Raw genomic sequence first — 21,402 nt, forward strand, 5'->3', positions numbered from 1 at the left:
AGCATGAACAATATAGAAATCATTCCTGCTATCGACATTATTGGAGGACAGTGTGTTCGATTGACCAAGGGAAATTACGAGACTAAAATCATATACGACTCCAACCCTCTGAATGTCGCCCGCACTTTTGAGAAAGCTGGTATCAAACAATTGCATCTGGTTGATTTGGAGGGAGCCCGGTCGAAAAATATTTGCAACGCTCTTATTCTGAAAAAGATTAGTGAGAATACCAATTTGAAGCTTGATTTTGGCGGCGGTCTGAAATCTAAGGCTGATATCGATTTGGCTTTTGAGTCGGGTGCATCACAGATTACACTTGGAAGCTTAGCGGTAAGTGATCCTGATCTATTTGACCTTTGTTTGGAAGAATATGGTGCAGAACGAATTATTCTAGGGGCAGATGTTAAGAATGGATTCATCGCTACATCAGGATGGGAAAAAGATTCGGGTATTGAACTCTTCGATTTTCTTGAAACGTTTCTGAAAAAAGGAATTCGCAGAGTCATTTGTACCGATATTTCCAAAGATGGGATGTTAGAAGGACCAGCTATTGAGCTCTATCAATCGATTTTAAAGCAATTCCCCGAAATACAGCTTATTGCCAGTGGTGGAGTATCCTGTATCGAAGATGTGAGAGCTTTGAATCACACCCATTGCACGGGTGTGATTATTGGGAAAGCTATCTATGAAAATCGAATTAAACTTGAAGATTTAGTAAATGAATTTATACTCTAATCGATGCTAGCAAAACGAATTATACCCTGTCTGGATATAAAGGATGGACGAACCGTTAAGGGAATCAACTTTGTCGATTTAAAGGATGCAGGTGATCCTGTTGAATTAGCTAAAGCTTATGCAGAGCAAGGTGCCGACGAATTGATTTTTCTGGATATAACGGCCACTCATGAAAAGCGTAAAACCTTACTTGAACTGGTTGAGAAGGTAGCCCAGGTGCTCAATATCCCCTTCACCGTGGGAGGTGGTATCAGTAGTTGTGAAGATGTGGCGCAGATACTAAAGGCTGGTGCAGATAAAATAGCCATCAATTCATCAGCAGTTCGTCGTCCCGAATTGATTACTGAATTAGCTAATCGCTTTGGCTCGCAATGTGTGGTTTTGGCCGTAGATGCTCGCGAGACGGAAGATGCTTGGGAAGTTTACTTGAATGGTGGACGAATTCCAACTGGAATCAAACTCTTCGACTGGCTGAAGGAAGCTGAAAGACGCGGTGCCGGAGAAATACTCTTTACGTCCATGAATCATGACGGAACAAAAAATGGTTTTGCCAACAAAGCGCTGGCTGAAATTTCTGAAATGCTTAGTATTCCATTGATAGCATCGGGAGGAGCCGGCAACATGCAACACTTTGCTGATGCTTTTGCCAAAGGAAAGGCTGATGCGGCTTTAGCGGCCAGTGTTTTTCACTATAAAGAAATTGAGATTCCCAAATTGAAAAACTATCTAAAATCAGAAAGTATTCCTGTTCGATTATAAATAATGTAAGAGTGAAGAAGTAAATGTGTCAATGATTTAATTGCATTCGTCGACTGAAAAATTGACTCTCGATAAAAAAAAATTAAAGATGAACTATACAGAATTAATCAACCAAATAGATTTCAGCAAAGGTGATGGCCTTGCTCCTGCCATTATACAAGATGTTCAAACACAAAAGGTCTTAATGCTAGGCTATGTGAACAAGGCATCGCTGGAAAAAACACTTAAAGAAAAACGAGTTTGTTTTTACTCTCGTAGTAAAGAACGCTTGTGGACAAAAGGCGAAAGCAGTGGCAATTACCTGAATTTTATCAGCATGAGTTTGGATTGCGACAAGGACAGTTTGCTGATTAAGGTGAATCCTGAGGGACCAGTTTGCCACACAGGGAGTGAGACTTGCTGGAATGAGACCAATACAAAATCTGAAATTGATTTTCTTTTACAACTACAGAATGTGATTGAAGAACGAAAAAACAATCTTTCAGAGAAATCGTATACCGCTAGTTTATTCAAAAAAGGGATGAATAAAGTTGCTCAGAAGGTTGGAGAAGAAGCCGTGGAGTTGGTGATTGAAGCCAAAGATGACAATAAAGAATTATTTATGGGGGAAGCGGCTGATTTGATGTTTCACTATCTGGTACTTCTATCAGCTAAAGGCTATAAACTTGAAGAAGTTGTTGAGCTATTAACTCAAAGACACAAGTAAGTAAAAATCTGACAGGTTTAATAATAAGATGTAAATTAAATCTGTCAGGTTTGAATAGTTTAATAGGCTACCAATTTACTTATAACCTACAGCATTGATTTATGTTGATTTTCTAATGCCAACAGGTCTTCGACTCTGTCGGCTCATATCATCTTACTTTTTTATTTCAACAGCTTGAGGAATCAATCCAGGCTCGTAATTCAATTTCCCTTCAGATTGTGCCACAATGGTAGCGACGGTAGCGTCTCCGGTTACATTCACCACCGTTCGCAACATATCAAGAGGACGATCGATACCCAATATCAGAGCCAAACCTTCAACTGGTATGCCCACTGATGAAAGTACAATAATTAGCATAACAATACTCCCCCCCGGAATACCTGGAGTTCCAATAGAAGCAAGGGTCGCTGTTAATACAATCAACAATTGATCATAGATATCCAAAGGCACACCAAATACCTGAGCAATAAATACGGCAGCTATAGCCTGATAACAACTGGTTCCATCCATATTAATGGTTACCCCTACAGGCAGAACAAAGCTGGCAACTTCATTGGCTACACCCAGATGATTCTCAACCCGATCGAGCGTAAGAGGTAATGTGGCAGCAGATGAAGAGGTCGAGAAAGCCAAAAGTTGAGCTGGACTTATCTTCTTATAAAAATCACGATAAGAAACAGGTGTAAACAAACGAAGGAAAAGAGGATAAATGATAAAGATCATAACCAATAAACCTATAATCACGGTTATAGCATATAAACCAAGTGCGGCAAATAAATCGATATCTCCTGAAAAATCAACAATTAAGCCTGCTATAAGTGCAAAGACCCCATAAGGAGCGAAAGCCATAATCAAATCGATAATCTTAAGAATGATAGCATCAATTCCGTTAAAAAAATCCCGAACGACAACAATTTGTTTTTCTTCAAGTAAAACCATAGCAATGCCAAATAGTATGGCAAAGAATATAATCTGTAACATCTTGGTATTGTCACTGGCTGCCATAAAGAAGTTCGAAGGCACCATATCGACAAAGAACTGCAAAGGTGTTTCTTCCTTGACCTTTGCTGCCTGATCTTTTTTTAGATCAACAGTGCTGTTGAATTTTTCTTGAAGTTCAATTTTTTTATCCTCTGGGAAGGTGTTACCCGGCTGAATGGTATTCACTAAAATTAGACCTGAACTGACTGCTATTACAGTTGACAATACATATAGAGAGATCGTTTTGAAACCAATACGCGATAATTTAGAGATATTAGACAGGCTTGAGATGCCTTTCACCAATGAGACAAAAATCAAAGGTACAGCAATCAGCTTGAGCAGATTTAAGAAAATAGCGCCCCAAGGCTTAATCCAATTAAAAGTGAACTTGTCCCAACCCATCTTAACAGCCAAAAGTCCTGCTACGGCACCTAAAGCCATTCCGATCAATATTTTCACATATAATGGCATCTTCTTCTTTGTCATATTCTGCTTTTTATAAAAATGAAGCCTAAATATACAATAATTTACGCATGATGAATTAAGAATTAGGTGTGATGAATTAGGATTTAACAATTTGTGAAAATCAGTGTAATCTGCGCTTTATCTCTTTTAAAATCATTTTTAATCAGCGTCTCTCATTTATTTAAACTTAAGGCAAAAAAAAAACCGAAAGTCATATGACTTCCGGGTTATATCTTTACAGAGAGAATTAATTCATCTCTTATAATTCCTTTTTAAGGATTAGCAAGAACATCCGCCACCGCAACCACCTGGGCTACATCCGTTAGCTTCTGCTTTAATTGCGTCCATTTCTTCCTGAGTAGCGTCACGAACCTCGATAACTTCACCTTTGAAAAACAAATCATCACCAGCTAGAGGGTGATTGAAATCCATTGTTACAGTCTCTTCTTTTAGTTCAAGAACGATACCGTTCATACGACGACCTGAACTATCTTGCATAGGTACAACATTTCCTTCAGCAATCATTTCTGAATCAAACTCACCGTTTACTTCAAAAATGTTCTTAGGCAATTCGATAACAGCCTCTTCAGATGCTAAACCGTAAGCTTCTTCAGTCGCTAATTTAAAATCGAAAGATGCTCCAACAGATAACCCCATTAGGTTAGCTTCGAATTTTTCTAACATTTGTCCTGCACCACAATGGAATGTTAATGGAGTCTCAGCAACTGCTTTCTCGATGATTTCACCATCAATTTCAGTTTTCAACTCATATATAACCGAAACAACCTTATCTTTTGCAATAGTCATAACTCAAATATTTAATAATTGATAAAATTTTGCACAAAGAAAAGCTTTTTATTTGGCATCGCAAACAAAAAAAAGAGTTTTTGGTCTATTATTAAGATTCATTCCAGATGTGAGTCATTAAAATTTGCGAAGTTTATTTTCAATATGTTCCATTTTCCAGATATGATACAGGAATTCATCCTTGGGAATTTGTTCTTCTCCTTCGCTGATTAATGTTTCCACATCAGACAACTGAGTGGAAGTCAATTCAGTATTTTTCATGATAGAATCTCTCTTTATACTGTATTTTTTGTGATTCAAATCCAATGTCAAGCCATTTAAATGATCAAAATCGGTCACTGTAATTCTCTCATAGTTTAAAGTATGCCCATTCAAATTTCGAACAAAACCATTCGAATTAATGATTTCGGAATCTTCAGCCAAAGCATTGGCAATTTGAGAACGGAAGCCGGCCTTCTGAAAGCGATGTTTAAAATTGAAGGAACAATAATTAATTCCGATTTCAAGATGAGAATCACTGGCATATTTAATCAATTCTAAAGCCATGATTTCCGATTCCAAAACAAGAGGTCGTTCGTCAGCAACATAAGTATAGTCCCTCTTTAAAAGTTTAGGGGCATTATATTTCGTCAGTCTAAGCTGATGCAGGTTCAGGTTACTCACACCCGCTTTTATCATCTCGGGCAAAAGCAATTTCATTCTTTCCAATTCCTCGGGAATAGCAGGAATTTCGATTGTCACATTTTCGATAATACCCTTTGCCATTCTTACTTTATCGAGACTAAAATCTGTTGCTCCTATATCGAATCTTATTTCGTTTAAACCCAGCGCTGCCAGTTTCTTCAACTTGATTTCGTCAACCAAAATGCCATTGGTATAAAGCCAAACATACAAATCGGGCGAACACTTCTTCCTCAGCTTCTTCAGAAAATCGATAACTCTATCGAACACTAAAAAAGGCTCCCCACCACTAAATCCAACGCCCTTAAACTTAAAATGATTAACATATTCAGCATAGGCAGAAGCCGATTCGAAACTTAAACCTTGAGTCGAAGGCAGATCGTCGTGAGTTTGCGATGTGGGACAATAAAAGCAATTTGCATTGCATTTACCTGTTATAAACAAACAGCTCCAGAAGCCTGCCCCACATAACTTACAACCCTTCGAAATTTGTTTGTAAAAGGGTTTGGTATCCTTAAACAGCAAACTGTCTTTTGTAAACTCCAACAAGTCAGATCTTCGGCTTATTAGCTGTTCATCTCTGTAGGCATTATACCATCTAATTTGAGGGAATTCTATAAAATCCAGACTATTCCTATTTACAAGGATATTGTCATAAATATCTGAAGCTTCCATTGATACAATAATTTAAGTGAAATTAATATTACATAATGTGATAACACACAGCAATCAAATCGTTCATTAGAAGAACCATTTGTTTCAAGTTGGAAATTCCACAAATACCTGCAAATTGTCGTAAATTGTTATCAATTATTTAAGACAAATTCATAGAATGAAAAATCTACAGAAAGAGTTATAAATTACAGTTCGGAAAAAATATACAAAAACATCAAACGGCCATCTAGGTTTAGATAGCCTTTAGAAAGGATATGTGTTATTGATTTTGTAGACATGATAGCAACAAATGTACACTTAATTTTAAATTGAAATCATAAAACAAATTAAATTTCACCCTTAATTTGCACATTCATATTAATACGAAAACATCTAGCCTTATACCTCACATTACAAGGCGGTTACCAAATCGAACAGGATGCCTATTTTTCACCTCTTTTGAACAAGATCAGCCTTAGCTCCTTGGTCTTAATAAATCCCGCGACATAAAATCATAAGGCATTTATCTTATAATCAGATTAAGTTTATTTTTACGATTAGCAGTCGCCAAATTCGTTATATTATAAGATCACATGCCTCACTTCTTCTTTTCGCACAAATATTTCACCGCTATTTTGACTAAAAAACAAAATGAAAGCGTAATCTTTGCAGAATAATTACTGTAGCAAAATCAATTGCTGCAAAACAATAATTTGAGCTAAGCACCCAGTTTCTATTTGAGTTCAAACAAAAGAACAGGCTGTTCTTAAATATATATGATGGAAGAAAATCAGCAAAAGACTAAAAAGATATCGACTAAATATCAACCCAAAGGACTGACCCTACTTTACGAAGATCAGGATATCATTGTCGTAAACAAGATGAGTGGTCTTTTAACCATGGCAAGCGATAGGGAAAGAGAAAAAACAGCCTATTTCTTGCTAAGCAATTACGTTAAAAAAGGAAGTCCAAAATCCAAGAATCGAGTATTTATTGTTCACCGATTAGATAAAGACACATCGGGTGTTCTGGTTTTTGCAAAAACGGAGAAAGCCAAATTCTTTCTTCAGGACGAATGGCAAAGTTTCAGCAAGAAATATGTAGCTGTAATAGAAGGTAAAATGCGTGAAAAAGAAGGGATCATTACTTCTTATTTGGCAGAGAATAGTATTCATCGTGTATTCTCCGTTAGAAATGCAGACAAAGGCAAGTTTGCCAAAACAGGTTATAAGGTCGTTAAAGAATCTGAGCGATTTAGTTTAGTGAATATCCATTTGTTTACGGGAAGAAAAAACCAAATTCGCGTGCATTTTTATGAACAAGGTTGTCCTGTGGCTGGAGACAAAATTTATGGCGAAAAGAGTGTTGGCATTAAACGTTTGGCTCTTCATTCTGCACAACTGACTATCAGACATCCTCATACCAAAAAGGAGATGACATTTGAGGCCAATACGCCCAGCTACTTTAAGCAGTTAATTAAATAAAGCTAATAAATCAAAAAAAGATAGAACCACTAATGGATTTCGTCGATCTCGCAAGCTCGATTTTCACTGATTAACACAAATTAAAGTAAAGGTATTTCAAGCTATTGTATTCATAAGGAACAAAACCCAATTCACGCTTGTGACTTGGGTTTTCTTTATCTATATCGTTTCGGGCTCGACAACAATCATATTTAAACCTTGAATATCATCCTTCCAATTCTTAGGATAATTGATAATATAGTTGCTTATTCGTCTATATAACAATGGTTCGGTATGGTTTTGTAGATGTCTGATAATGAGACTGTAATAGATTGTTTGTATTTCCAGAAACATCCTAGTTATAAGCAGTTTGCAAATCTTCTCATGTCTCAAATCTCATATCTCACGAACTATTGTATAAGTCAGCATGACGTATAATGCGGTCATAATAATTGGCTTGCTAATTTTTTAGTATCTAATTGTTACTTACAACATTTATTTCTTTTGACGTTTGCAGTTTAAAGTTTACCCAATATTTTAGGGATTAGCATTCTTCTAGGGTATTTATTTAATTGTTTTTTTTCTGAAAAACTGAACTAGTGAAACGATAATTAGAACTAATAATACTGGTAAAATGATTACTAAATCCACTCGAATTATTGCACCGCCATACTCTTGAGATATTGCCCAATTCCACACATAAAATTCCCAAATTATATAGGCTAGGAGTGCAAAAAAGGTTATGATTTGTATATTAGTTACTTTTTTCATTTTGTATCTTTTTAAATTAATAAGGTGAGTTTCTCTCTGAAATGTTCGTTAAGGCACATTGGATATGGTAAAGGATAGTATAAGAATAGTAGCCGACTGTCTGGCACTTTCTTTCAAGCTACAAGAAAGTCGAGATGGGCTGATCCTGAATTCACGACTGTTTCGGCTATTGTTTTTATACACTATTGGTCGTAGTTTTTATTTTTCATAGTATTTATCAATGCCGCCATAACCTTTGATCAGCTTGTTTTCTTTTGTCTTTTCAATGAAGTTATTCAAACGTTTATCAAATTCATCAGGTCTTTTTCTTGCACTATCAATGTAAGCAATTCTAATTCGTTTATATGGTTCTGAAAGAATCTGATAATTCTTCCAAACGGTCATATCTGATTTTAACTGCTTAATTATGTCTTTCGGAAAAACGAATTCTTGTTGAATTATTTTTAAAACTTCGGGCTTAATTGACTTGTGAATCAAGTCCTTTTCAATTAGCCATTTCAAGCGTTCTATATTGGGTTGTGAGAAAGTCGAGTTTTTTCTTCTTTTGCAAAATCTTTGAATTGTGGTCTCTTCGTTTAGTGATTTAACTGTACTGTCAATCCATCCAAAACAAAGTGCTTCTTCAACGGCGTCATTATACAAGATTCGTTTCTTTCCAGTCTTCTTTAAAGGATACTCCAACCAAATATCATTCTTAGTCTCAAAATTCTTTTCGAGCCACTTTCTCCATTCTATTCGTTCAATGAAGTATTTGGTTGTTATTTCGTTCATTTCTTTAATGTGCCTAAAGGTCTTACTAAGTTGCGTGGGCGATTTCGAAGACTTACCCTTTCAATCCGCTCGAAAGCAAGCCGAGTAAAATTGTTTATATTTTTTGAACAAGCCAATTTAGTTGGCTTGCTGGTATTTCTTAATTGAACTAAGCTTTCAAACTGCACATCACCGCCCATGAAATTTAGCTTTTGTTAGATGTATGTTCTTTATTTTATTTCTTTTAACTATGTATGTGATTAGAAATACAAGTAATAAATAAGGAGAATAGAAGATATAAAACAGAATAGCTTTTAGTGGCCATCCTATTCCCAACATGTTGGATTCAAGGCTTTTTACTCGTGCCATATTTTCTTTAGTCACATTCGTAAATCTGTCTGTATCGTTCCATGCATCAAAGTCATATCCGTAATGTGATAATAGAATTTTATTTGAGATGTCAGCCCACCATGCAAAAGCCAATACGATACTTGCTGTTATAATTAATCCTAGAGTTAAGTATGCTAAAAATGTATATTTTACATTTCGTTTATTTAATCTGTATAGAATTACAATTGGAGAAGCAATTAGTCCTCCGAGTCCAAGAAATGATATTATTTTAGTTAAGATCTCCATTTACTAATTATCGTGTTTTTGTCTATGAATTCTATCTAATGGTCTTGCTAAGTTGCGTGGGCGATTTAAAAGAATTATCCTTTCAAACCGCGCGGAAACAAGCCGCATAAAAATCTTGGTGGCTTGCTGGCCCCGATGAGTCGGGGTTAATTGAACTAAACTTTCGAACTGCTCGTTAACGCCCATGAAATTTAGCTTTTTTTATTTTGTCACAGCATACACTTGACATGCTTTCCCAGTGGAAGAATTATTAGTTTCAATTTTGATTTTAATATTGGTTATTGATTTGGCAATAGTTTGATTCATAAAGATATTTTCAATTACGAAACAATGTTTTTTTTCACATTTCTTATCAAATTTAATGTGTTCGTCTCCATGGTTTCCAATACCACAAGAGTCGATTAAGATAAACTTTGGTTCTAAAGACAAGATATAATCAAGAACTGGTTCGGATAAAAAAGTATTTGCTTTACCATATTCCTCTGTGCCATATCCATGTTTATTCAAAACATCAGTGTAAAGAATTAAAGCCTTACCTCGGATATTTATTTTATCTATATCTGATATTTTAGGCATATCGTTGAAGCAGTTTAATAAAACTGCTTCTAATTCATAATTTGCTTCTGAGGGTGAAAGTGTATAGCAATCAATATGTGTGCCAATATGTCCTAAGGCGTTTACTGAGTCTGATTGTTTCTTTGCCCATAAATATGCAGGGTGCTCTGTAGAGAGTTCTAAATTTAATTTATGTATCACTTCTTTCCTTTTTTTAAAATTCTGACTAAAGGTCTTACTAAGTTGCGTGGGTGATTTAAAAGAATTATCCTTTCAAACCGCGCGGAAGCAAGCCGATTAAATTTGCTTATATTTTTTAACAACCAATTGAATTGGCTTGCTGGTGTTTCTTAATTGCACTAAACTTTCAAACTGCACATTGCCGCCCATGAAATTTAGCTTTTGTTAGGTGTAGTTTACTTATTCAAATAAGTCTTCCTTATCCAAATTTTTAATTGATGATTTTCTTACGGAAAGATAATAAATCATATGTACAATTAGAAATACAGACCAAATTAATGCTGTGATATAAATTGTATTGATGTTTTCATATTTTGATTCAAAACCAAATACAAACCAAAATATAGATATAATGTTGTGAGCTAAAAAAGTTGAAAGATGAAATCTAAATCCGATGTCATAAAATGGAAGATATTCATAATCTTTTCTACCAAAGAAACTTCCATTAATCCACATCAAAATGGCATAAACAACTGCGGATATAATTACGGCAATAATAATTTTATTAGTTATTGACGTACTCAATCCTAATCTGAATATTATTGTAAGTACCACTGTTACAAGAGTGAATCTTAACAAATTGGGTGTTATTAGTGCTTTCATAATTATTTGTTTAAAAGATTATTTATTTCATTAGAGAAGAACAGTTTGATATTCCTTTCGATAAATTTTTCAAGTAATTCAGTTCCCATTTTGGTCAAGTAGTAATATTTTCTGTCAGGTCCTTTATTCCCTTTTCTATTTTCAAACGATACCACGTCAATATGTTCATATTTCCGTAAGTTTCTATAGAGGCTTTGTTCCTCACAATTGATTGTGCTTTGGGATTTAATTTCAATAAATTCCTTGATTTCGTCAACATATTTTTGTCCATCCTTTAATGCAAGGAATATCCATAAAGTAAGTTGTCCTTTTTTGTATGTTTCCTCCCAAGAAGAGAGCAAATCTGGTAATATTTCTTTTGTCATAATCAAATAGTATTATTCAACTTGTATAATACAAAGATATAATTATTTCTTTAATATCAAAATTTTAGTAATATTTCAAAGTTTTTGGGAAATTACACCTACCGTATGTATAACATCAGTATTGATGTTATTTCTTATGTATCTTCTGAAAAAGTGTTGTTATCCCTCCAGTATGGGGATAACAACACCTCTACCTTAAAGTCTCTAAAATTAAGAATTAATCACATTAAACAGTATCTACAATTCAAGTAAAACGCCAAGTCTATTTAAAATAGAAACACTCTTTATAATTGAGATGACGGTATTGGTGGAGATGCAATGTATTGCAAAAACGGTTATTGCCCAATTGTTTTGTGTTGTTGTGGTGGTTGAGACAAGGCATGCTTTGTCTGCACAGGGTATTCATTATTGGGTTATTCGTGAAATTTATCGCCGGTCCATTTGGTAGGATTATTTTTAATATAATCGCTAATGTTACGGAACGATTGGTCCTTACGAATAATATGATCGTGAAATCGGGATTGCCATTCAAAATTGGGATGGATTTTACGGGCGTTTTTTGTTAATACAGATTTATATGAACCAATTATTGATGATAAGGATCCTTTACCCTGATTTTGGAATCGTTTTTCCCCCAATGTTTCGCATTGTGGTTGTGGTAGAGACAAGGCATGCCTTGTCTCTACGGTGCAATCATTATTGGATTGTTCATCATCTGGTTTGTTGATTATAATGATCCCATGTACATGGTTTGGCATAACCACAAATTCACCCAATTCTACAAATGGAAAATGTTCGGGTATTTCTAGCCAATATTTGTTTGCCATATCACCAATTTCAGATAATTGCATGACCTGATTTGTAATTTCACCAAAATAATGTTCTCTGTTTTGTGTGCAAATGGTCACAAAATAGGCCGCATTGCTAGTATAATCCCAATTCTGTAAACGCGTCGTTTTAATCCGATATTTATTTTGGAATTTTTCAGTCATATTATTTATTCATTTCATACTCGTAGATATGACTAATTTAGACATCTCTACGACTATCTTATGATTGGATAATCTAAATTTACAGATAAAATGGATTAAATAATATCTGCATACATGTAAAATGACAAGTCTATTTAAAATAGAATAGCTCTACATAATAAATATACAATCAGAATTTATGGGATAAGCTTCACTCCTCCCATTAGCTAGATCTGCTTAATAAACTCTTGGCACGACGACAAGACCGAGGAGCTTCTTCTCGAAGAAATATTAAGACTACTACACAATATATCAGTACGACTACAAGACCGAGGAAAAGCTCCTCAAAGAAATATCAGCCCTACTAGAAAATATATCAGGCCTACTAAAGGACTCAGCAGGCCTACTAGAAAATATATTAGACCTACTAAAGGACTCATCAGGCCTACTAGAAAATATATCAGACCTACTAAAGGACTCAGCAGGCCTACTAGAAAATATATCAGGCCTACTAAAGGACTCAGCAGGCCTACTAGAAAATATATCAGACCTACTAAAGGACTCAGCAGGCCTACTAGAAAATATATCAGACCTACTATTTCGTGTAGAAGTTTCGATTCAGTAAAAACACCAAGATTATAATGACAAAAAACACGAAGCCACATTATCCTCTCAACATACGATGAGCAAAAGAATAGAGCAAGTCAAACACTCACAAGTTGCTTAACCATATACTAAAACGGCAGATTTGACACTAAAGCACTAAAAAACGGAACCTAAAATATAAAAACCTTTTTTCATGCGGCTTACAGACGATTAAAAAAGAACTGCAATCAGCACTTTTTGCAGATGAAAATATAAAATAATTAACATAAGGAAATAATATTTTTTCTAGTAAATTTTCACAATCTTCAATTTGAATTATTTTTATAAAATGAAAAAAAAAACACAGCCCCAAACACCCCATTTTACTGGTAAACTGATGATTACGATAAAGAAATATTAAAATAATTAGAAAATAAATATTTTATGTCTAATTTTAATATAAACGATACAACTCTCTACCTGAGAGTTATATAACTTCATTAATACCTATACGAATTTAATGTAAACTTAAAATCTAAAAAGATGTCTCAAACTACCGTATTAGTCGATTTCATTGCGAAAAAAGAGGAAGATTTTATCAGTAAAGTCCATAATTTTGAATCGAAAATTGATAACTATGTCCCAATCCTTGCTTTGGATGAGGCTAAAATCACAAGCCTAAAAGCGCACCTAAAGGCTTATGTTGATGCCTGTAATAGGAAAAATGCCTTGCATGCTGAGGCACGTGCTGCAACCCAAACATGCAACGAGTTACTTAATCCGTTAACAAAAGAGATTCGGGTCACTAAAAAAGATATCCAAATGAGTCCGAATTGCAGCCCAGCTGTGATTGTCGATTTAGGTATGGACAACACCAAACGCGTGATTGATGTGGATATAGATTTTCCTACTCTAAGCACAAAATCAGTTGCAGGTTTTCCTCAGGTAAAGTATACCAAAGGACCTTACAGTGGCATTCGGTTGACTTGTGTTATCAATAATGGGGAAAAAGAATATCAGGAAACAGTCACACAACACTACTATAACGACACCTTTCCAAGAATAAACCCTCAAGTACCAGAAACCCGAGTATATACGGCCTATTTCATGAAAAAAGGTAAAATCGTTGGTCAACGCTCAAAGCCAGTCACTTTTATTCTTGAGCCAATTTAAAGGCAGACAAAAAAAAGAAAGCTCTCTTTTAAATTTTTCGAATAACTTCAGTACTGATGAGTCTTATTAAACTCATGCAGGAGATATAAAAAGGCGAGTTCAATAATAAATTAGACTCGCCTTTTTCTTTTAATTACCTTCCAATTGAATTAAAAGCTGCTTTTCGTTCATGTCTTTACAGCGATCAAAAAAGGAAACAACATTATTCCATTCTGATTTATCTAAGTGATTAGATTTTATTTCTTGTTGAAAACGCACTTTTGAATATCCTGCGGTCGTATCAACGATACAATTTATTTTAAAGTTTTTATCTTCAAAATGGCTTACCAAATTTTCTAATCCACTGACCTTATAGGTTTCGGGAACTCTAATTTTAATATCATGGGAGATCATATTTCCTCCTTCGAAATGAATATCCAAGCGTCTATCTTTCTCCAAATCTGCTTTATTAATTCCACGCTTTGAAAATTTACCTATCGATAAAAACAGATTCTCACCTGCCGAAACAAGAGGCTCACCTGTCTCCCACTTAAGTCTAAATTTCAAATCTTCATTCTCAAACCACCGACCTGAAGAAATAAGCTCAAACTCCAATACTTTAGGCTGATTTATCCCAAAGAAATATTCCAATTGTTTTTCCATTTTTTTCAATCTAAGCTTATCCCCTTCCTCCAATTGTATGGCTAATTTAGCCTGAAAATTTCGATAGGCATCTAAATCTTTCCTTTTGCCTTTATCCTCTATATACTTGCCATACTCTGCAGATTTAAATTCTCGATGATAAACCGCACGATTAAGAACGATTGAATCCCATTGCTGCTTAGCCAAGCCTGAAATATTAAATTCAGATACAAGTTCCAATTTTGAATTCTCACAATCAAGCGAAAGTTCAGATTGAATATCAATATCCACTTTTCCACGCTTACCAAGTGGAATTTCAATTTCCTTTACATTGGGATTTTCTGCCAGTATTGGAACAGCATAAGCCTTAACCCCTTTAAAATAATCTGGAGTCAGGTTTGGAAACGAATTTAAATTCAAGTCTGTTATGAAAATTGCCTTGTCAGAACCTTTTACATGCAAACCCACACGTAGCTCATCAATAAACAAGAGGTCAGATTCCTTACCCAGAAATTTAGGAACTATAAACAGGATATCATGTTCAATCTCATAATATCTAAGCAAACGACTCATTGCTCCTACCAATTTATTCATATTAAAGTTATACCATGAGCCACCATTTTGAGCTTCCATAAATAAAGGCTGTTGGCACCAGAATTCACGTAGAAAGAAATAGGCATCGTTCACAATAAGCTCAGGCTTTACCATGGCTTTTTTCCCATACTTGCCTTTGATATATTTTTTCAATGACGAATAATAAACCCCATAACCAGGGTTTTGTATCGTTTTAGATAAACCTATCAAACCCTTCAAATTTACATCCGATTTTATTTTCTGAAGTTCTCCCCAAAAATCGGCATAAGGTGGAATCACCGTAAAAGCGGGTGCAGAATTGAAAGCTTGAAACTTAATACATGGCAGCTCTGCATAAGGATATGACCAGCCTTGAATCTCTAATTTATTTCTATTTTGATCGGTCATACGATAAGTAAAAACTCTTTTATTACCCCCCGTGCTGTCTTCAAGTAATTCTGGTGCTCCATTTACGGATTTACAGTTCAAATAACATCTTCGGGCAAGCTCAACAGTGAGTTCCTGATGGACTATCGGGTAATTATCGTTAATGAAATAACGAATGGCATCAAAAACATAAAACGCATTCATCGAAAACTGGCTTTCAACACAATAATAGAAGTCTATGATATCTCCCTTTTCCAAATTAGGAATCGCTATTTTATTGTATCCGACTTTTGACCTGCGATGCGAAACCTCTTCGCGCACCTCTTCCGAATTATCAATAAGTTCTTCTCTTCCATCGGGCTTAATCAATTTAATTCCATAGTAATAAGACTCGGAATTTGATGAGAAAATACTGTTATAGCCTCTATTTTCTGTTTCTCCAAAAGTGAATTGAGAATAAGCAGTAACTGCATTATCATCCAGAACTTTTATTCTCTTATGGGTATGATATTTCTCCTCTAAGACAGATATAATAGCTAGTTTTTTCACCCAATAATTAGTTTCCTTAGCTAGAATAACCGCTGACTCATTGTCCCATTTGCTTGGTATTTCAGTCGCCTTCCATTTTTCTGTTGGATTGTCCCAAAATAATTTTCGCAACTGAATTTCTCTTAAAGAGTCCATTTGTCCAAAAGCTTGACAGCAGCTAACAAACAAGATGATAATTAATAAAATTTTACGCATTTCCTTTTACAATTTTGTTTCAAACACTATTTTCTGACTTCGGTATTTTTTTTGTTGTTTCAATAAATCTAATAAATTCGACAGCTCCTTAGCTGTGAAAATTCGATTGGGAATCTGTAATTGGGAAAAATAGCTTACTCTCCCATTACTACTATCAAAACCTGCTTTAAAAGAAACATCATTAAACTGAACCGTAATTGACTTTGGTAAGCTTTTCAGATTTAATTCCTCAGGTATTTCAAAATCAACCTTCACATTCTCATTAATCGTTTGATTAAAACACAATTTATTACATTTAAGCGTATCGATATAAGGATTAAAATAGGGTGTTAAATCGGAGATGCCCAGATAGACTTCATCACCAATTTTTAACAAGGCATTCGATTTTAGAACCCTTGATTGCATCACAAAATTGGTGTCACGCTCAAATTCAATTGGCAATGGGTGTATTGAATCAATCTCGCACGACACCTTATTATTTAGTAAATTAATAATCGTCTTTTCTTGATCTTCTACTTTTTGCGTGGACATAAACTGGAAAAACCTTCTTTGACTTTCGCCCACATACTCGAAACTCATTTCACCTTTAAGGCTTTTCTCTTTAAGCCCTAATTTCAAGTTATAATTTTTACGATTCGCCAGCATACCATCTGCTTCGATTGTATCGATTATAAACGATTGACCATCTTCAATTAAAACCTCTTTGGATTGAATTCTTTCTCCACAATCTCCCAAGCGAACAAATCTCTCGGTTGCATCCAAATAGATTTTATCCTCCTTGTCAATCAACGTGCAAATCATATGATTATCTACTGCAATTGATGATGTTGAATAGGTATAAGGTAAATCTCGTGTTCCCAACCAGCATAAGCGTGCATCAAATCCAGCGGTATTTAACATGGCTTTTAAAAGATTTGCCATCCCCTTACAATCGCCATATTTATTTTTAAAAACCAAGTCAGCGCTCTGAGGTCTGAACCCATCTATCCCTTTCTCAAATGCAATATATCGGATATTATCCTGTACCCAATAAAATATAGAACGGACGCTATCTTGTTTACTCCTTTTATTTTTCAGAATTTCAGGAAGTACAGATGCAAAACTTTTAGAATTCAGATCACTATTCCCCAACATTTCTTTGTACCATAAATAGAGGTCTTGTGTTGTTTTTAAAATAGGTTCCCATTGCGTTTCTTCCTGTTGGTATGCCTCAGCTGAAAAAAACAAATGAGGTACTTCATGCGGAGCCGAAGGTGAATAGTCACATTGAATTGGAGAAGAGATATGATCAAATTTATATCTAATGATGTGATTACCATTAACAGATATCGAATCTGACTTTTGAACTTTTACTTGTTCAAAGTTATAGCTGCCTATGTTTAATTTTAACCAATTTGGTTTTATAACATTAACACTTCTGTTTTTCACAAAAAACTGATTGTCAGGAATAATTTCTCGTGTAAAAAAGCGGATATCATCATAAACCGTCACAATCTTAAACTCAACATATTGATCATTTTCTGTTACATTCAGCGAAAAAAGATAATATTGACCGTCTGTTTGAAAAATATCAGTGTCCTTCTGATCCCCAATAACAGGTTTTACACGTCGATTCCCTTTTGATGATACAATTTTGTACTTCTGAAGAGCTTTGTGTGAATTCGTAAAGTAGGTTCTGGTCAGCTGTCGACCGCACAAGGGAATTATCTTACACACATCGGTTTTAATCACCCTGGGCATCATCTGATTAGCCTGCTTTTCAAACTCAAAGGTGGTATTCCATTCACTTATTACAGCACTTTTATCGTCGTTCTCATTCAATATCTGATACCAGGATCTTATATCATTCTGCGCTTTAAGCACACAAACGATACCCAACAAACCAACTGTCAAACAAATTTTCTTAATTATACTCATTTTATCAATTTTCTCATTTATATCAAGTATCAAGGACTGATATTCAAATAAGGTTTTAAAATACGTGATTCTGGCAGTAGCTTATTTTCTTTTTATTGAAATGATCGGAATACGATCAATCAGCATCTGCCCCTCTTCCTTTTGCTTTTGAATTTTTCTGACAAGGTCCATTCCTTTTATAACTTTCCCAAATGCAGCGAAGCCCTGACTATCTGAGTTACGAAGGCCACCCGCATCCAAATGTGGCTGATCACCCACACATATGAAAAACTCGGTACAGGCAGTACTTGGTTGATTCCGTGCCATGGAAATAACACCATCTTTGTGTAGAATTCCTGTTTGATCCGTTCTTTCATGTTCTATACATGGCATTTGATCGACTATCGAATCGTGAAATAAACCAGCTTGTATCACTTCGATTTTAATTTCTTGTCCTTCTTGATTGTCCATATGAACAACTCTGTAGAAACAAGCCTTCGTAAAAATATTATTGTCAATATTATATAGAAAATGTTTTGCGGTGATAGGTGCTTTATGTTCATAGATTTCTAGTTCAACAGAACCTAAAGGTGTATCGATCACTACAATTGAACATTCAGTTTTTGTACATGCAGACAAACAGGAACAAAGAATTAAGCCTAGAATATGTAATTTCATATTGGAGAATTAAGTTAAAAAAAATAGATCTCGCAATTTGCTCTCTTTTATTCAATTATACAAGGCTGATTAAAAAAAATAAACATAAAAAGCTCACCCAATTTAGAATGACTCTATCATTTTAAAATATAGTGATATCTTTGTAGAGAATTTAAGATAATTATCAGCCACATTCCGCTGATAATCTTTTATCACAACCATTTTATTTTTAGAAATTTTGCTATTCCTTTTAACAAAATGATATAAAAGTGGAACTTACACGAGAATTCATAAAGAGCTTGCCCAAAGCTGAACTACATTGCCATTTAGATGGATCAATGCGAGTTGAAACCATTATTGATCTTGCAATCAAAAATAAAATTGACTTACCAGAAAAAGATCCCGAGAAATTAAAGCAAATATTAGAAGTTGGCAACAATTGTAAGAGCTTAACAGATTATTTGCGCCCCTTTGATATCACCTGTTCTGTTCTTCAAACCAAAGACGCTTTAGAACGTGCGACCTACGAATTGGCTGAGGATTGTGCAGACGAAAATATCAGGTATTTAGAGATTAGATTCTCTCCTATACTTCATGTAAATGGTGGCTTATCCCTAAGCAAGGTTGTAGAAGCCGTATTGGATGGAAAAAGTAGAGCTGAAAAAAAATTCAATATCACCATTGGTATCATCATATGTGGTCTGCGCCATTTAAGCCCTGAAACAACTGATATACTAGCTGAACTTTGTGTTGCCTATAAAAACTATGGTGTTGTGGGATTTGACTTGGCTGGTGCCGAAAAAAATTATCCTGCAAAAGATCATAAGGAAGCTTTTTATCTGATTATAAATAACAATATTAACACCACAGTGCATGCAGGTGAAGCTTATGGACCGGAATCTATACACCAGGCACTGCATCATGTGAGAGCCAATAGAATTGGACATGGCACAAGATTAAAAGAAGATGGGGATCTACTCAACTATGTCAATGATCATCGAATACCGCTTGAGATGTGCATTACCTCAAATCTTCAAACAAAAGCCATAGAATCCTATTCCAGACATCCTATCAGATTCTATTTTGATATGGGTTTAAGAGTAACTATCAATACGGATAATAGATTAATATCCAAAACGACTCTTACCGACGAATACTTATTAGCCATTAAAGAGTTTAATTTCACACCTAAAGAAATAAAATACCTGATTACCAACGGTTTTAAATCTGCTTTTCTGCCTCTAAATCAAAAGGTTAAGCTATTAAGAAAAGTGACTCAGGAACTTAAAGAAAAGGGCTTGGAAATTCAAAGGGATTATATTTAATCGTTTTGAATACGGCTAAAATATTGGAATAGGTATTAAGGTTGAAGGGATAGTCAAAAAGAAGGAAAAGTTCTCCTCAACGATTCTTCACTGAATTATTATAAATTAGCTAAGTTTGTAGCCAAATTTTAATAAGCTATGAGATACTTTCTAATGCTATTGGCCATTATTGTTGGCTGTTTATTACCTATTCAAGCAAGTATTAACGCAAAATTGGGGACTTTTCTTAAAGCGCCTCTTATGGCAGCATTGGTCAACTTCATTGTAGGTGGCTTTATTTTACTGACAGTGATTATAGGAACACGTACTCCCAATAATATATTGCTAGCCATTAGAGAGGCTCCTGCACATGCCTGGGTCGGTGGCCTTATGGGCTCTATTTATGTAACATCCATTATTTTTCTGGTTCCTCGATTGGGCGCAGCTCTAAGTTTTGGTTTAATAATAGCTGGACAAATGGTTTTCTCTTTGGCTTTGGATCATTTTGGTTTGTTTGGTGTACCTGTACAGCCAGTCAATTGGGGACGAATTGCAGGTGTGCTTTTAATATTTATAGGAATCCTCCTTATTCAGAAATTTTAAAAAATAAAATTGACACTGATTAGCTTTGATTTCATATTTTTCTGATCATACAAAATCACTTTTCATCTCTGTCAAATTCATTAAATCATTCATTGAAATATCAAAATCGTAGAGATAAAAAAGTGGGCTCAGAACATATCTGAGCCCACTCTCCTATTTTCGTAAACAACTATAAATCAAACAGAATCCTATTCTCAACCGATTTATTATTTAAACCTTTTAAATTTTAGTAAAAGTTTCCCCTTCTTCAATTGGATCAAATACACCATCATCATTATCATCGGTTATAATGGTCAGTTTATTGCCTGAAACCACAAATTTAGCTTCAAAACGGCCTTCAATTTCAAACTCATCACCTAAAAGTAAATCCCATTCAGGATCATCAGGGGTAAAATAAACCATTTCAAGGGTCTCTTCATCAGCAATCATACCAAGCCTGGTAATCGTCAGCGTAAACATATTTCCATCTACCGTGTAGCTACCTTCAACAAGCATAATATCGACCCATTGGTCTTCAAAATATAATTTCATGGTCATTTTAAAAGTGCTTTCAGTAATGACCAGCACTTGTTTTTCAAGTCCTCCTTCATCGGTTAACTGCCAGGTTCCTACATAAGATGATATCTTATTATCATCATCATCATCGTCATCATCATTATTACAGGAATTCACGCTAAACATGAGGCACATCATCAATACCACCGTTAGCCATCTCAT

At 34.9% G+C, this 21,402-nt stretch carries 21 protein-coding genes; 7 read left to right on the forward strand and 14 right to left on the reverse strand.

Annotation, left to right across the window (positions count from 1 at the left end; all coding sequences use genetic code 11):
* The first annotated feature begins 3 nt into the window (after positions 1-3).
* The 3 genes from hisA to hisIE all read left to right on the forward strand — a co-directional run bounded on the left by hisA (position 4) and on the right by hisIE (position 2,200).
* Positions 4-735 (forward strand): 1-(5-phosphoribosyl)-5-[(5-phosphoribosylamino)methylideneamino]imidazole-4-carboxamide isomerase, encoded by a 732-nt coding sequence (gene hisA / locus DWB61_RS05785; RefSeq protein WP_125029953.1) that lies wholly within the window; start codon positions 4-6, stop codon positions 733-735.
* Between the two features lie 3 nt (positions 736-738).
* A complete protein-coding gene (hisF, locus tag DWB61_RS05790; protein ID WP_125029954.1) occupies positions 739-1,494 on the forward strand; it encodes an imidazole glycerol phosphate synthase subunit HisF in 756 nt (251 codons plus the stop codon).
* An 88-nt stretch (positions 1,495-1,582) separates the two neighbouring features.
* The gene (gene hisIE, locus DWB61_RS05795) at positions 1,583-2,200 is read left to right on the forward strand and encodes a bifunctional phosphoribosyl-AMP cyclohydrolase/phosphoribosyl-ATP diphosphatase HisIE (protein ID WP_125029955.1); all 618 of its coding nucleotides are present in this window, start codon (positions 1,583-1,585) and stop codon (positions 2,198-2,200) included.
* Between the two features lie 153 nt (positions 2,201-2,353).
* Here hisIE and DWB61_RS05800 read toward each other — a convergent pair whose 3' ends face one another.
* The 3 genes from DWB61_RS05800 to DWB61_RS05810 all read right to left on the reverse strand — a co-directional run bounded on the left by DWB61_RS05800 (position 2,354) and on the right by DWB61_RS05810 (position 5,809).
* Positions 2,354-3,667: a dicarboxylate/amino acid:cation symporter gene (locus tag DWB61_RS05800; RefSeq protein WP_125029956.1), complete on the reverse strand. Its 1,314-nt coding sequence runs from the start codon at positions 3,665-3,667 to the stop codon at positions 2,354-2,356.
* A 258-nt stretch (positions 3,668-3,925) separates the two neighbouring features.
* Positions 3,926-4,453, reverse strand: coding sequence for an FKBP-type peptidyl-prolyl cis-trans isomerase (locus tag DWB61_RS05805; protein WP_125029957.1), 528 nt, complete (start codon positions 4,451-4,453; stop codon positions 3,926-3,928).
* A gap of 117 nt (positions 4,454-4,570) precedes the next feature.
* Positions 4,571-5,809, reverse strand: coding sequence for a radical SAM protein (locus DWB61_RS05810; RefSeq protein WP_125029958.1), 1,239 nt, complete (start codon positions 5,807-5,809; stop codon positions 4,571-4,573).
* A 758-nt stretch (positions 5,810-6,567) separates the two neighbouring features.
* Between DWB61_RS05810 and DWB61_RS05815 the strand changes: the two genes are divergently transcribed.
* Positions 6,568-7,272, forward strand: a complete 705-nt coding sequence (locus DWB61_RS05815; protein ID WP_125029959.1) for an RluA family pseudouridine synthase — start codon at positions 6,568-6,570, stop codon at positions 7,270-7,272.
* A gap of 543 nt (positions 7,273-7,815) precedes the next feature.
* Here the strand turns inward: DWB61_RS05815 and DWB61_RS05820 are convergent.
* The 7 genes from DWB61_RS05820 to DWB61_RS05850 all read right to left on the reverse strand — a co-directional run bounded on the left by DWB61_RS05820 (position 7,816) and on the right by DWB61_RS05850 (position 12,163).
* Positions 7,816-8,022, reverse strand: coding sequence for a hypothetical protein (locus DWB61_RS05820; protein ID WP_125029960.1), 207 nt, complete (start codon positions 8,020-8,022; stop codon positions 7,816-7,818).
* A 198-nt stretch (positions 8,023-8,220) separates the two neighbouring features.
* Entirely contained in the window at positions 8,221-8,793 is a 573-nt protein-coding gene (locus tag DWB61_RS05825; protein WP_125029961.1) for a YdeI/OmpD-associated family protein, read from the reverse strand.
* Between the two features lie 168 nt (positions 8,794-8,961).
* Positions 8,962-9,408, reverse strand: coding sequence for a hypothetical protein (locus tag DWB61_RS05830; protein WP_125029962.1), 447 nt, complete (start codon positions 9,406-9,408; stop codon positions 8,962-8,964).
* 201 nt (positions 9,409-9,609) lie between these two features.
* Positions 9,610-10,164: a hypothetical protein gene (locus tag DWB61_RS05835; RefSeq protein WP_125029963.1), complete on the reverse strand. Its 555-nt coding sequence runs from the start codon at positions 10,162-10,164 to the stop codon at positions 9,610-9,612.
* Between the two features lie 219 nt (positions 10,165-10,383).
* On the reverse strand, positions 10,384-10,806 hold the full coding sequence (locus DWB61_RS05840) for a hypothetical protein (RefSeq protein ID WP_125029964.1): 423 nt from the start codon (positions 10,804-10,806) through the stop codon (positions 10,384-10,386).
* 2 nt (positions 10,807-10,808) lie between these two features.
* On the reverse strand, positions 10,809-11,171 hold the full coding sequence (locus tag DWB61_RS05845; protein ID WP_125029965.1) for a PadR family transcriptional regulator: 363 nt from the start codon (positions 11,169-11,171) through the stop codon (positions 10,809-10,811).
* Between the two features lie 413 nt (positions 11,172-11,584).
* Positions 11,585-12,163, reverse strand: coding sequence for a transposase (locus DWB61_RS05850; RefSeq protein WP_125029966.1), 579 nt, complete (start codon positions 12,161-12,163; stop codon positions 11,585-11,587).
* Positions 12,164-13,270: 1,107 nt separating this feature from the next.
* Between DWB61_RS05850 and DWB61_RS05855 the strand changes: the two genes are divergently transcribed.
* Positions 13,271-13,900 carry a hypothetical protein gene (locus tag DWB61_RS05855; RefSeq protein ID WP_125029967.1) on the forward strand — a complete coding sequence of 210 codons (630 nt, stop codon included), beginning with the start codon at positions 13,271-13,273 and terminating at the stop codon, positions 13,898-13,900.
* Positions 13,901-14,029: 129 nt separating this feature from the next.
* Here DWB61_RS05855 and DWB61_RS05860 read toward each other — a convergent pair whose 3' ends face one another.
* The 3 genes from DWB61_RS05860 to DWB61_RS05870 all read right to left on the reverse strand — a co-directional run bounded on the left by DWB61_RS05860 (position 14,030) and on the right by DWB61_RS05870 (position 18,799).
* On the reverse strand, positions 14,030-16,225 hold the full coding sequence (locus DWB61_RS05860; protein WP_125029968.1) for a DUF3857 domain-containing protein: 2,196 nt from the start codon (positions 16,223-16,225) through the stop codon (positions 14,030-14,032).
* 6 nt (positions 16,226-16,231) lie between these two features.
* Complete coding sequence (locus DWB61_RS05865) at positions 16,232-18,142, reverse strand: transglutaminase-like domain-containing protein (RefSeq protein ID WP_125029969.1); 1,911 nt, start codon at positions 18,140-18,142, stop codon at positions 16,232-16,234.
* 81 nt (positions 18,143-18,223) lie between these two features.
* Entirely contained in the window at positions 18,224-18,799 is a 576-nt protein-coding gene (locus DWB61_RS05870) for a peptidylprolyl isomerase (protein ID WP_125029970.1), read from the reverse strand.
* Positions 18,800-19,047: 248 nt separating this feature from the next.
* Between DWB61_RS05870 and add the strand changes: the two genes are divergently transcribed.
* Both add and DWB61_RS05880 read left to right on the forward strand, forming a co-directional pair.
* Positions 19,048-20,103, forward strand: a complete 1,056-nt coding sequence (add, locus tag DWB61_RS05875; protein ID WP_197091131.1) for an adenosine deaminase — start codon at positions 19,048-19,050, stop codon at positions 20,101-20,103.
* Positions 20,104-20,241: 138 nt separating this feature from the next.
* Positions 20,242-20,685, forward strand: coding sequence for a DMT family transporter (locus DWB61_RS05880; protein ID WP_125029972.1), 444 nt, complete (start codon positions 20,242-20,244; stop codon positions 20,683-20,685).
* Positions 20,686-20,904: 219 nt separating this feature from the next.
* On the opposite strand, the gene DWB61_RS05885 is transcribed toward DWB61_RS05880, so the two are convergent.
* Positions 20,905-21,402, reverse strand: coding sequence for a hypothetical protein (locus tag DWB61_RS05885; protein WP_125029973.1), 498 nt, complete (start codon positions 21,400-21,402; stop codon positions 20,905-20,907).

This window comes from Ancylomarina euxina, from assembly GCF_003863355.1.
Lineage (GTDB): Bacteria > Bacteroidota > Bacteroidia > Bacteroidales > Marinifilaceae > Ancylomarina > Ancylomarina euxinus.